Genomic DNA, 12,265 nt, shown 5'->3' with positions numbered 1-12,265 from the left:
CGGGTAATTATTGTTTCAATACAGACTACCTTGCCATTACTTATTGTGAACATAAGTCACTCTAAGCAACCGCGAGAGTATGTACCATATTGGTTAATTTTATGTAAAATTGGGTCTAATATAGCTGCCACTAATATTAATCGTAAAAACCACATGTTTCAAAGTGTTTATCGTCCGAGATCGCCTTGATTTACATCAACTTTATTTTCGGGTTTTATTAAAACGACGGCTATAAATGATTTAGATCAATTATATCACGTAATTTAATTCCAAACCAAGCTCTAAAGACACACTTTTATCATGGTTTTCAGGAATATCTGGTGGGAAATTACAAGAATGTGGTATTTATGGAAGTGTGAAATTATCCACAGTTTTAGTGATATACACACGTATAGTTGCAGGTTCTGAGCGCAGGAAATCCCTTAAACATCATTTCCTGCAAAGTGTCGTTTTTGTATCAGATTATGTCGTTGAATACTGGCATCCTTTTCAGGATTTAACATCAAAACCAAAATGCAGGTAAGCCCTTTCAGAAGCGATACGCCCTCTTGGAGTACGTTGCAGGTACCCTTGCTGGATCAGAAATGGCTCAATCACATCTTCGATGGTGTCTTTTTCTTCGCCAATCGCCGCAGCAAGGTTATCCAGCCCGACCGGGCCTCCGGAAAATTTCTCCATAATCGCCAAAAGCAGCTTTCTGTCCATATAATCAAAGCCAAGGTGATCAACATCCAACATGTTCAGTGCTTTATCGGCAATGTCCGCACAGATATGCCCGTTACCCTTAACTTCTGCATAGTCGCGGACTCGCCTTAACAGTCGGTTTGCAATACGCGGCGTTCCCCTGGCTCGCCTAGCCACTTCAAGAGCGCCTTCACTCTCCATAGAAAGACCAAGACATTCGGCGCTGCGCTGCACAATGTGTTGCAGATCTGCAACTTTGTAGTATTCAAGCCGCTGTACGATGCCAAAACGGTCACGCAAAGGTGATGTCAGAGAACCCGCACGGGTAGTGGCACCGATAAGCGTAAACGGAGGCAGGTCAATTTTGATTGAGCGGGCAGCCGGACCTTCACCGATCATAATATCCAGCTGATAATCTTCCATTGCCGGATACAATACCTCTTCCACCATTGGGCTTAAGCGGTGGATTTCATCAATAAAAAGAACGTCATTTTCTTCAAGATTCGTCAGCAGTGCCGCCAGATCCCCGGCTTTTTCCAGTACCGGGCCAGAGGTAGTACGAATATTGACTTCCATCTCGTTGGCAACAATATTCGCCAGTGTGGTTTTACCAAGGCCCGGAGGACCAAATATCAGCAGATGATCAAGCGCTTCACTGCGCATCTGCGCCGCTTTAATGAAAATCTCCATCTGGTCCCGCACCTGATCCTGCCCCTGATAATCCGCCAGTTTTTTCGGGCGGATGGCGCGATCGATTACTTCTTCATCTTTATAAACGGAATTGTCCGGAGCGATTAAACGGTCAGCTTCTATCATATCTTACTCAAACCATCGATTTCAGAGCTTCTTTAATCACAGCTTCGCTGCTCATGCCTGGCTGCGCAACCTGCGAAACGACTTTACTTGCCTGTTGAGGCTTGTAACCCAGAGCAATCAACGCACTCACAGCCTCATCCTCGGCACTCTGGGATATGGTGCCAGCGGCATGACTGTCAACAGGAGCAGCATCTGTCGCTGGTGTAAATAAGTCCCCGGCTCCCCAGCCTTTCAGGCGGTCTTTCATTTCAACTACCAGACGTTCCGCTGTTTTTTTGCCGACGCCTGGTAATTTTATTAAAGTAGAAATATCTTCGTTTTCGACACAAGCCACAAACTGTGAGGCATTCATTCCGGAAAGAATAGCCAGACCCAACTTAGGCCCGACACCATTAGCTTTGATAACTTCACGGAACAAAGCCCGTTCTGTGACCGTGTTAAAGCCATACAGTAACTGGGCATCTTCCCTTACAACAAAGTGGGTATAAACGATGGTTTCCTGGCCTGTCTCAGGCAGCTCATAAAAACAGCTCATCGGCATCTGAACTTCATAACCGACGCCACTCACTTCAATTAGCACTTCCGGTGGCATTTTTTCCAGCAAAGTGCCTCGTAAACGTCCGATCACGTCTATTCCTTACCTTAATCAATAATAGGAATGATACTACTCAATAACTGGATGGATATCCAGTTAAAATAGGGGGGAAGATAGACGTATCGACCTAGCGATAGCGTCCTCTTCTGGCACTGGTCGCCTTACCCGCCATAGCGATAAGTGTTTTATTGGTGTTCGCATGACAAATAGCAACACCCAATGCATCCGCAGCATCGGCCTGGGGTTTGGATGGTAATTTCAGCATACTCATGACCATATGCTGAACCTGAGACTTATCAGCACCACCGGTACCAACCACCGCCTGCTTGATAAGGCGGGCTGCATATTCGTAGACGGGGAGATCCGCATTCACGGCCGCAACAATGGCACTTCCGCGAGCCTGACCCAGCTTCAGTGCTGAATCTGCATTTTTTGCCATGAAAACCTGTTCGATAGCAAACACGTCCGGCTGAAACTGAGTAATGATCTCCGTAACTCCGGCATAAATCTGCTTTAAGCGCCCCGGCAACTCGGCTTCTGACGTGCGGATACAGCCACTGCCAAGGTAACGGAGGTGGCGTCCTTCCTGACGGATAACGCCATAACCTGTGATACGTGAGCCGGGGTCAATGCCGAGGATAATGCTCATTAGGGGACCCTATGGAGAATAGTGAGGGACTAGAGACTAGAAGGAATACAGAGCGCTTCGCTTTGAGAGTACAGAATACAGAACCATCTTTTTGACCGTCTGTATTGCCTGAGTCCGCTCTGTAAGGGAGCTTGCGACCGTCCTGTATTCTTCTCTTATAGTCTCTAGCAGCGAAGCGATCTCATTTCTAGTCTCTTCTGATTACTCTTCGTCCTTCGCCACGGTTACCGCTACAGCCAGCTCTTCCAGTGCCGCCGGGTTAGCGACACTCGGTGCATCAGTAAGAAGACATGCAGCCGCTGTCGTTTTAGGGAACGCGATAACGTCACGGATGTTTTCTGTACCACACAGCAGCATCACCAGACGGTCAAGGCCAAATGCCAGACCCGCGTGTGGTGGTGTGCCGTATTTCAGCGCGTCCAGCAGGAAGCCAAATTTCTGGCGTTGTTCGGTTTCATTAATACCCAGAGTATCAAATACCGCCGCCTGCATTTCAGCATTGTGGATACGTACAGAACCACCGCCCACTTCATAGCCGTTAATAACCATATCGTAAGCATCAGAGCTTGCAGCCGCAGGGTTCGCTCTCAGTTCATCCGGAGTTACGCCAAGTGGTGATGTGAATGGGTGGTGCATAGCATGCAGGTTGCCTTCATCATCTTCTTCATACATTGGGAAATCCACTACCCATAGCGGTGCCCATGCAGAGGTATCGGTCAACTCAAGATCAGTACCCAGTTTCAGACGCAGAGCACCCATCGCTTCAGCGACTACGTGAGTTTTATCTGCACCAAACAGAATGATATCGCCTGAATCTGCTTCGGTACGCTCAAGAATAGCGTTGATCACCTCTTCTGACAGAAATTTAGCAACCGGAGACTGGATGCCTTCCAGACCCGCAGCGCGGTCATTCACTTTCATCCACGCCAGACCTTTCGCACCGTAAATGCCGACGAACTTACCGTATTCATCAAGTTGTTTGCGGGTCAGAGAAGCGCCACCCGGTACACGGATAACCGCTACGCGACCTTTCTCATCGTTTGCCGGACCAGAGAATACTTTGAACTCAACGTCTTTAACCAGATCAGCCACATCCACCAGCTCCAGCGGGTTACGCAGGTCTGGCTTGTCAGAACCAAAACGACGAATCGCTTCAGAAAATGGCATAACCGGGAACTCACCCAGGTCAACGCTCAGCAGTTCCTGCCACATTTCACGAACCAGACGCTCTGTCACGTCACGAACCTGATCCGCTGTCATGAATGAGGTCTCAAGGTCGATCTGAGTAAATTCAGGCTGACGGTCTGCGCGCAAGTCTTCGTCACGGAAACATTTAACGATCTGGTAGTAACGGTCGAAGCCAGACATCATCAGCAATTGCTTGAACAGCTGAGGAGACTGAGGAAGCGCGTAGAAGCTGCCTTTGTGGACACGGCTGGGCACCAGGTAGTCACGGGCACCTTCCGGAGTCGCTTTAGTCAGAACCGGAGTTTCAATATCCAGGAAATCGTTGTTGTCCAGGAAGCGACGTACAAAGCTGGATGCTTTCGCACGCAGTTTAATGTGGTTGCTCATTTCCGGACGACGCAGATCCAGATAACGGTATTTCAGACGCTGTTCTTCCGAGTTGTTCTGGTTAAAGTCCAGTGGCAGAACGTCTGAACGGTTGATGATTTCAAGGCCTGTCGCAAGTACTTCAACTTCACCCGTTGCCATGTCTTTATTGACTTGGCTTTCAGGACGTTCACGTACTTCACCCGTCAGTTTAATACAGAATTCGTTACGCAGGTGGTTGGCAACTTCAAACACGTCCTTCATATCCGGATCAACAACTACCTGAACAATGCCCTCACGATCTCGCATATCAACGAAGATAAGACCACCAAGGTCGCGGCGGCGGTTAACCCAACCACAAAGTTCAACAGTTTGCCCCGCAAGGGATTTGTTTAGATGACCACAATACTGGGTGCGCATAATGAAATTCCCAATCAAAAAAATTATTAACGATTCAAAGCCCACATTTATACTCGGAAAGCTGGCTAAAATCGACCTTTCCGACCATTTTTTCTTGTCTTTCCCGGTAATTTTTATTGCCTTTCCCTGTAATTGAACGCAATTTATACAGCTCATAGCTGAGCGTGTTTGGCTTTCCTCTTTCAGCCTGCCGCTACTGCAAACCACTCGCCAGACACTCCTCTGGCTTTCCATTATCTTTGCAGTGACACACGCTTGCTTTTCCCTTAAAATACGCCCCCATTTTTCGAGCATATTTGTTTATTGCTCTGTAGTAATAAAAGAGGCAGCCAATGAGCAACCGAGATACCATATTTTCTGCTCCTATCGATCAGATTGGTAACTTTACCTTTGATGAACGTGTCGCTGAGGTTTTTCCGGATATGCTGCAACGTTCCATACCGGGGTACAGCAATATTATCTCTGCTATTGGCATGCTGGCTGAACGTTATGTAAAGCCACACAGTAACATTTATGATTTGGGCTGTTCTCTGGGCGCAGCAACTCTCTCAGCCCGAAGAAACATCAAGCAGGAAGGCTGTCACATTGTTGCCGTGGATAATTCTCCGGCCATGGTGGAGCGCTGCAAGCTGCATGTAAACGCCTACCGCTCCGATACACCGGTGGAAGTGCTGGAAGCGGATATCCGGGATGTCGAGATTGATAATGCCAGCATGGTGATACTGAATTTTACCCTTCAGTTCTTATCTCCGGATGACCGGTATACGCTGCTTAAAAAGATCTATGCCGGCCTTAAGCCAGGCGGCATTCTGGTGTTATCGGAAAAGTACACTTTCGAAGATGACACAATGAATGAACTGCTGATTGATCTGCACCATGCTTTTAAACGTGCGAACGGCTACAGTGAACTGGAAGTCAGCCAGAAACGCAGTGCCATCGAAAACGTACTGATCCCGGATTCGATTTCCCAGCACAAGAAACGTCTTACGGACATCGGCTTTTCCAGCGCAGAAGTCTGGTTCCAGTGTTTTAATTTCGGCTCTATGGTGGCGGTTAAATAATTATGTTCAATTTTGCTAACTTTTATCAGCTTATCGCTCAGGATACCCGCCTACAGCCGTGGTTGAATGTTTTACCCCAACAACTGACCGACTGGCAGAATGCCGAACACGGTGATTTTGACCGCTGGTTACGTGCCCTGAATAAAATTCACACAGAAGCACCTGACATTGTCGACTTAAAAGGCTCTGTATCGGTTTCCAATAACGACCCTTTGCCACCGGGAGAACGCAAAAAGCTGGAAAACCTGCTGCGCACTTTCCACCCGTGGCGAAAAGGCCCTTATCACCTGCACGGTATCCACATTGACACCGAATGGCGCAGTGACTGGAAATGGGATCGCGTGCTGCCGCATATTACGCCATTAAAAAACCGGTCAGTGCTGGATGTGGGCTGCGGCAACGGCTACCACATGTGGCGTATGCTGGGTGAAGGTGCTCGTCTATGCATTGGTATCGACCCTTCGCATCTGTTCCTTGTCCAGTTTGAAGCTGTACGCCGCCTGATGGGTAATGACCAGCGAGCACACTTATTGCCATTGGGCATTGAACAGCTCCCGGAACTGAATGCATTTGATACCGTCTTCAGTATGGGCGTACTATATCACCGTCGCTCACCACTCGATCACCTGTTACAACTGAGAAACCAGTTGGTTCCCGGTGGCGAGCTGATACTGGAAACGCTGGTCATTGAAGGTGACGAAAATGCCGTGCTGGTTCCGGTCGATCGCTACGCTCAGATGCGCAATGTCTACTTCTTCCCATCGGCTAAAGCGCTGAAAGTTTGGCTGGAGAAAACCGGCTTTGAAGATGTTCGTATTGTAGATGAAAACACCACCACCACCGGAGAGCAGAGAACCACCAGTTGGATGACGCACAACTCTCTGCCGGATTACCTTGATCCGAATGATCCTTCAAAAACCGTGGAAGGCTACCCGGCACCAAGACGAGCCATTCTGGTGGCAAAAAAGACGGCTTAATTTCCTGACATATCACTTTTCTGACACATTGCTGACAAAAGGGTGCTTTGCGCACCCTTCTTTATCATATACACTGCCGCTCTCGTTCCTCTCGGAACCTTGTCTTACAAACCACATCGAGTTTTTCACAGGTAAATAATGCTGCAGAAGATCATCACCATTGCTGTCATCAGTGTACTTTCAGGTTGTTCATTGATGGATGGTGAGAAATACAGTAGAGCAACTATTGACGCAATCCACCGCACCGAAACTAATCTGCAAACCCGCCTGGATACCTTTAATTCAGATATTGCACGGCAAAATGGCCAGATTAGTGTGTTGAGTGCAGAGCTGGTTCGCCTGAACGATGCCATTATCGCGTTGCGGAATAACCAGGCTCTGCTACTCGCCGAAAAGAAAGCCCGGGAAGCCAAAAAAGTTGTCGATAAGCCTACCCACTCTACCCCGGGAATTCCTTCTAACACTCTGCTGTTGGGTGCCGTAGAAAGAGTGAAAATCGACACACTAAAGACTCAGGTTGATGCCCGGGTAGACACAGGGGCAGAAACCTCGTCACTGAATGCCGTCGATATACAGGAGTTCGAACGCAATGGAAAAAGCTGGGTTCGTTTTCATATCGATGATTCGGTCACTAAAGCGGAAGAAAGGCAGTGGATTGAGGCTCCGGTCGTCCGTTATGTCAAAATCCGCCAGTCCAGTACAGAAAAGACCGAACGACGTTCAGTCGTCAAGCTGTGGGTTGAACTGGGCAATTTGAGACAGCAAACTGAATTCACGCTTGCTGACCGCTCTGAAATGACCCATCCAATGTTGCTAGGACGCCAGTTTATTCAAGATATCGCGCTGGTGGACGTCAGCAAAAGCTATTTGCTGTCAGATAAAAAATGGGCAAATTAAGAGGTATAGACAACTATGACATCTAAGGTCCCGTTTTATCTGGGCGTTATACTGCTGATTATTGCAGGCCTGGCACTGAGCATCATGCGCCACACGGATTACGGTGTACCCTGGACTCCTGGAGAAACAAGGCAAATCTGGGATATAGAAGCACGTATAGAGTTCAGAGCGCAGGATGCACCGGTTAAGGTGTCACTGGCATCACCGTCAACCCAGAGTGGATTTACATTGATTAGTGAAAGTGCATCCTCTCCGGGTTACGGTGTCTCTTATCTGGATTCGGAGTCCGGACACCGCACCGAATGGAGTATTCGTCACGCCTCCGGCCCTCAGATACTGTACTATAAAGCGCAATTTCTGGTAGATGATTATGCCACTGTTTCAACTACGACTCCCGAACCAAACCTTATCCAAAAACCGATCATTACCGGTCCGCATTACACCGCAGCGGAAGCCCTGTTACAACAGGCAACCGCCCGCAGTGCCGACAATATTACCCTGACCCGGGAACTGTTGAAGCAACTGAATGACAACGATAACCAGAATGCGGCACTGCTGCTTGATGATAAATCTAAAGTCCGAGTAGCGTCGGAGCTTCTCAGCCACGCCGGAGTAGTTAACCGTTATGTCGGTGTTCTGCAATTGGAAGACGGGCGACGTCGCCAGCCGTTGAACCGGATGCTGCAGGTCTGGGACGGCAAAAACTGGCAGCTGTTTGATGTGAACAACACCAACCCGGTACATAATCAAAACCTGCTTATCTGGGATGAATCCAATGTTTCTCTTCTGGATGTGGTCGGAGGGAAAAACAGCCGTGTGTATTTCTCCATGATTGCAGAAGAAATTGCACCTCAGCAGGCAACACTGAAAAAAGCGGATGCGGATAACCTGCTGAACTTTTCTATCCATAGCCTGCCGATTGCGGAACAGTCTATGTTTAAAACGATTATGCTGATTCCGATTGGTGCGTTGATCGTTGTCTTTCTGCGAGTAATTATCGGACTAAAAACATCCGGTACTTTTATGCCGGTATTGATTGCGGTGGCCTTTTTTCAGACGCAATTGCTGGCCGGTATTCTGGGCTTTTTGTTGATTGTCGGAACAGGGCTAATCATCCGTAGTTACCTCTCCAGACTTAACTTACTGCTGGTAGCCCGGATCTCGGCGGTGATCATCAGCGTCATCCTGATTATTTCTCTGTTTACGGTCGTTGCGTTCAATATCGGTCTGAACGAAGGACTGACCATTACTTACTTCCCGATGATTATTCTCTCCTGGACCATTGAACGTATGTCGATTCTCTGGGAAGAAGAAGGAGGTAAAGAAGTATTTGTTCAGGGTGGTGGCTCGCTATTAACAGCCGTACTGGTGTATCTGGCAATGACGAACCCCTATATCCAGCACCTGACCTTTAACTTTATCGGTCTGCAACTGGTTATTCTGGCCTGTATTCTGCTGCTGGGCACCTATACTGGTTACCGCGTCACAGAGCTTAGGCGCTTTACCCCGTTAAGTGATGACTAAACCGCGAGGCTGACTATGATAAGCAGTATCATTTCCCCGTTTAATAAGCTGGCCTGCCCTTTTAAGCTGAAGGCTCGCGGGATCATGGGGATGAATCAGCGTAACCACAGCTATATTGGCCGTTACAATGACCGTTCTCTCTACCCTCTGGTAGACAATAAACTGAAGACCAAGATTATTGCTGAGAAGGCCGGAGCAACCGTGCCGAAGCTGATTGGTGTAGTCAGCCATCAGGCTGAAGTGAAGCATATCCATGATATGGTTAAAAACAGCCCTGGGTTTGTGATTAAACCGGCACAAGGTAGCGGCGGGAAAGGGATACTCGTTATAAGCTCACATCAAAATGGAGAATACACCAAACCCTCAGGCAGTATTCTCAATAAACAGGATATCGAGCGCCATGTGAGTAACGCACTGGCCGGGCTTTTCTCGCTTGGTGGCAGAAACGATGTCGCGCTGGTTGAGCAGCTCATCCAGTTCGATGACTGCTTTGACGGTTTCAGTTACGAAGGTGTTCCGGACGTCAGGGTTATTGTCTTCAAAGGCTACCCTGTCATGGCGATGATGCGACTTTCTACCGCAGCTTCAGATGGCAAGGCTAACCTGCATCAGGGAGCGGTTGGTGTTGGGTTAGATATCGCGACAGGCCAAGCCGTGCGCGCAGTACAGTTTGACCAGCCAATTACCCATCACCCGGACACTGGGAAAGAGCTGGCGACATTGCAGATACCCCACTGGGAGCGCCTTTTGACACTGGCTGCCAGCGCATGGGAAATGACAGGTCTTGGCTATATGGGTACCGATATGGTTCTGGATAAGCAACAGGGGCCGATGGTGCTGGAACTCAATGCCCGACCGGGACTGACTATTCAGATAGCCAATGGCTGCGGGTTGCTGCCACGATTACGTCAGATCGAATCTTTAAGGGAATTACCGGAATACCCCCGCTCCGCAGAGCGGGTGGCTTATTCAATGAGAGAGTTCGGCGCTTAACGTCCCAACGCCTCTTTATAGTGCTCACGGCAGACTGATACATATTTGTCATTGCCGCCGATAGCAACCTGATCACCTTCGGCAATAGGTTTGCCATGCTCATCAGTGCGGATCACCATATTGGCTTTACGTCCGCAATGACAGATGGTTTTCAGCTCAATTAACTTATCAGCCCATGCCAGCAAATGTTTGCTGCCTTCAAACAGTTCGCCCTGAAAATCGGTACGCAGCCCATAACAAAGTGTAGGAATATGCAGTTTATCCACCACTTCCGTCAGCTGATAAACCTGTTCTTTAGACAAAAACTGGCACTCATCGATCAGAACACAGTGACGAGCTTCCTGATTGTGTAGCGCCTTAATTTCTTCAAACAGGTTACTTTCAGCATTAAAAAGCTGGGCCTCGGCCTGCAATCCGATACGGGAGCTGACTTTACCTACCCCAAAACGGTCATCAATGGCCGCCGTGAAAATAAGCGGGTTCATGCCCCGCTCTTGATAGTTAAATGCTGACTGTAACAAGGTCGTCGACTTCCCCGCGTTCATCGCGGAGTAGTAGAAGTACATCTGAGCCATGTTAGCCTCTGCGCCAGGTCGTGCCTTCCGGGCCATCTTCCAGAACGATACCCATCTCGTTCAGTTTATCACGTGCCATATCCGCATTGGCCCAGTCTTTTGCTGCACGAGAATCGTTACGCAGTTTGATCAGAGCTTCGATTTCAGCCACTTCGTCATCGTCTTCCGATGCTCCACCTTTAAGGAAAGCCTCCGGGTCCTGGTAAAGAATACCAATCACATCCGCCAGCTCACGCATCAGGGCACCCAGTTTCGATGCTGCATCAATGTCTTCTGTTTTCAGACGGTTTACTTCGCGCGCCATATCAAACAGAACAGAGTAGGCTTCCGGCGTGTTGAAGTCATCGTTCATTGCTTCTGTGAAGCGAGTAACATATTCACCGTCGGTACTTGGTTCCGCTTTAAGGTCTAAGCCACGCAGAGACGTATACAAACGTTCAAGTGAGGCTCGCGCCTGATTCAGGTTTTCTTCACTGTAGTTCAGTTGACTACGGTAATGGCCTGACATCAGGAAGTAACGCACGGTTTCTGCGTCATAGTGACCCAGTACATCACGAATCGTGAAGAAGTTGCCCAGTGATTTAGACATCTTCTCTTTGTCGACCATAACCATACCGCTATGCATCCAGGTATTCACATACTGGCTATCATGGGCACAGCAAGACTGAGCGATCTCATTTTCATGGTGCGGGAACGTCAGGTCTGAGCCTCCGCCATGAATATCGAAGTGGTTACCAAGAATGGCTGAGTTCATCGCAGAACATTCGATGTGCCAGCCCGGGCGACCCGGTCCCCATGGTGATTCCCACGTTGGCTCACCCGGTTTAGACATTTTCCACAATACAAAGTCCAGCGGGCTGCGCTTCGCGCTTTCGATATCGACACGCGCACCAGCCTGAAGCTGATCCAGATCCTGCTTGGAAAGTTTACCGTAGTCATCATATTTGCTGACTTCGAACATCACATCGCCGTTATCGGCAACGTAGGCAAAGCCTTTTTCAATCAGACGTTCTACCAGCGCAATGATTTCTTGAATATAGTGCGTCGCACGTGGCTCAACATCCGGACGCTTCATGTTCAGCGCATCGAAATCCTGATACATATCTTCAATCAAACGCTCTGTCAGAGCTTCGCAGCTTTCTTTGTTCTCTGCAGCACGCTTGATGATTTTGTCATCGATATCGGTAATATTGCGCACAAACGTCAGGTCATAGCCAAGGAAACGCAGATAGCGGGACACCACATCAAAAGAAACAAAGGTACGTCCATGGCCGATATGACAGAGATCGTAAATGGTTACCCCACAAACATACATGCCTACCTTTCCGGCAACGATTGGTTTGAATTCCTCTTTCTGTTTGGTGAGTGTGTTATATATTCTTAACATGATCTCTATCTAATATTTTTGTGAAACAAAGTTGGGCGAGAGTATAACAATTCCGTTCCGCTTTAGTCATCTATTTATCTAACACGAGTTCCGGAACAGGCAGGTATCGAACACAGACTCGCATAAACCCGTC

Annotated in this window: 11 protein-coding genes; 5 read left to right on the top strand and 6 right to left on the bottom strand. The window is 48.4% G+C overall.

Annotated elements, in window-relative coordinates; genetic code table 11:
* Positions 1–489: 489 nt before the first annotated feature.
* The 4 genes from ruvB to aspS all read right to left on the bottom strand — a co-directional run bounded on the left by ruvB (position 490) and on the right by aspS (position 4,718).
* Complete coding sequence (gene ruvB / locus DI392_RS07005; RefSeq protein WP_109319194.1) at positions 490–1,500, bottom strand: Holliday junction branch migration DNA helicase RuvB; 1,011 nt, start codon at positions 1,498–1,500, stop codon at positions 490–492.
* A 7-nt stretch (positions 1,501–1,507) separates the two neighbouring features.
* A complete protein-coding gene (gene ruvA / locus DI392_RS07000; protein WP_109319193.1) occupies positions 1,508–2,128 on the bottom strand; it encodes a Holliday junction branch migration protein RuvA in 621 nt (206 codons plus the stop codon).
* A 94-nt stretch (positions 2,129–2,222) separates the two neighbouring features.
* Positions 2,223–2,744: a crossover junction endodeoxyribonuclease RuvC gene (gene ruvC, locus DI392_RS06995; protein WP_109319192.1), complete on the bottom strand. Its 522-nt coding sequence runs from the start codon at positions 2,742–2,744 to the stop codon at positions 2,223–2,225.
* Positions 2,745–2,945: 201 nt separating this feature from the next.
* Entirely contained in the window at positions 2,946–4,718 is a 1,773-nt protein-coding gene (aspS, locus tag DI392_RS06990; RefSeq protein ID WP_109319191.1) for an aspartate--tRNA ligase, read from the bottom strand.
* A 332-nt stretch (positions 4,719–5,050) separates the two neighbouring features.
* Between aspS and cmoA the strand changes: the two genes are divergently transcribed.
* From cmoA to DI392_RS06965, 5 genes are all read left to right on the top strand, one after another.
* A complete protein-coding gene (gene cmoA, locus DI392_RS06985) occupies positions 5,051–5,779 on the top strand; it encodes a carboxy-S-adenosyl-L-methionine synthase CmoA (protein WP_109319190.1) in 729 nt (242 codons plus the stop codon).
* Positions 5,780–5,781: 2 nt separating this feature from the next.
* A complete protein-coding gene (cmoB, locus tag DI392_RS06980) occupies positions 5,782–6,756 on the top strand; it encodes a tRNA 5-methoxyuridine(34)/uridine 5-oxyacetic acid(34) synthase CmoB (protein WP_109319189.1) in 975 nt (324 codons plus the stop codon).
* Positions 6,757–6,894: 138 nt separating this feature from the next.
* The gene (locus DI392_RS06975) at positions 6,895–7,653 is read left to right on the top strand and encodes an ATP-dependent zinc protease family protein (protein ID WP_109319188.1); all 759 of its coding nucleotides are present in this window, start codon (positions 6,895–6,897) and stop codon (positions 7,651–7,653) included.
* 15 nt (positions 7,654–7,668) lie between these two features.
* On the top strand, positions 7,669–9,177 hold the full coding sequence (locus DI392_RS06970) for an inactive transglutaminase family protein (protein ID WP_109319187.1): 1,509 nt from the start codon (positions 7,669–7,671) through the stop codon (positions 9,175–9,177).
* Between the two features lie 15 nt (positions 9,178–9,192).
* A complete protein-coding gene (locus DI392_RS06965; RefSeq protein WP_109319186.1) occupies positions 9,193–10,170 on the top strand; it encodes an alpha-L-glutamate ligase-like protein in 978 nt (325 codons plus the stop codon).
* Here the strand turns inward: DI392_RS06965 and DI392_RS06960 are convergent.
* Entirely contained in the window at positions 10,167–10,745 is a 579-nt protein-coding gene (locus tag DI392_RS06960) for a thymidine kinase (RefSeq protein ID WP_109319185.1), read from the bottom strand. The two genes, DI392_RS06965 and DI392_RS06960, sit on opposite strands and share 4 nt — an antisense overlap.
* A 1-nt stretch (position 10,746) precedes the next feature.
* Positions 10,747–12,132 (bottom strand): cysteine--tRNA ligase, encoded by a 1,386-nt coding sequence (gene cysS / locus DI392_RS06955; RefSeq protein WP_109319184.1) that lies wholly within the window; start codon positions 12,130–12,132, stop codon positions 10,747–10,749.
* Between the last annotated feature and the right edge of the window lie 133 nt (positions 12,133–12,265).

The organism is Vibrio albus (genome assembly GCF_003144035.1).
GTDB lineage: Bacteria > Pseudomonadota > Gammaproteobacteria > Enterobacterales > Vibrionaceae > Vibrio > Vibrio albus.
Note: the sequence above shows the minus strand (reverse complement) of the source record. Positions and strands in the feature narration are given on the sequence as shown.

Bases quoted from the DNA above. Each gene is read 5' to 3' on its own strand.
- ruvB (WP_109319194.1), bottom strand. From the start codon at position 1,500: ATGATAGAAGCTGACCGTTTAATCGCTCCGGACAATTCCGTTTATAAA.
- ruvC (WP_109319192.1), bottom strand. From the start codon at position 2,744: ATGAGCATTATCCTCGGCATTGACCCCGGCTCACGTATCACAGGTTAT.
- aspS (WP_109319191.1), bottom strand. From the start codon at position 4,718: ATGCGCACCCAGTATTGTGGTCATCTAAACAAATCCCTTGCGGGGCAA.
- cmoA (WP_109319190.1), top strand. From the start codon at position 5,051: ATGAGCAACCGAGATACCATATTTTCTGCTCCTATCGATCAGATTGGT.
- cmoB (WP_109319189.1), top strand. From the start codon at position 5,782: ATGTTCAATTTTGCTAACTTTTATCAGCTTATCGCTCAGGATACCCGC.
- DI392_RS06975 (WP_109319188.1), top strand. From the start codon at position 6,895: ATGCTGCAGAAGATCATCACCATTGCTGTCATCAGTGTACTTTCAGGT.
- DI392_RS06970 (WP_109319187.1), top strand. From the start codon at position 7,669: ATGACATCTAAGGTCCCGTTTTATCTGGGCGTTATACTGCTGATTATT.
- DI392_RS06965 (WP_109319186.1), top strand. From the start codon at position 9,193: ATGATAAGCAGTATCATTTCCCCGTTTAATAAGCTGGCCTGCCCTTTT.
- DI392_RS06960 (WP_109319185.1), bottom strand. From the start codon at position 10,745: ATGGCTCAGATGTACTTCTACTACTCCGCGATGAACGCGGGGAAGTCG.
- cysS (WP_109319184.1), bottom strand. From the start codon at position 12,132: ATGTTAAGAATATATAACACACTCACCAAACAGAAAGAGGAATTCAAA.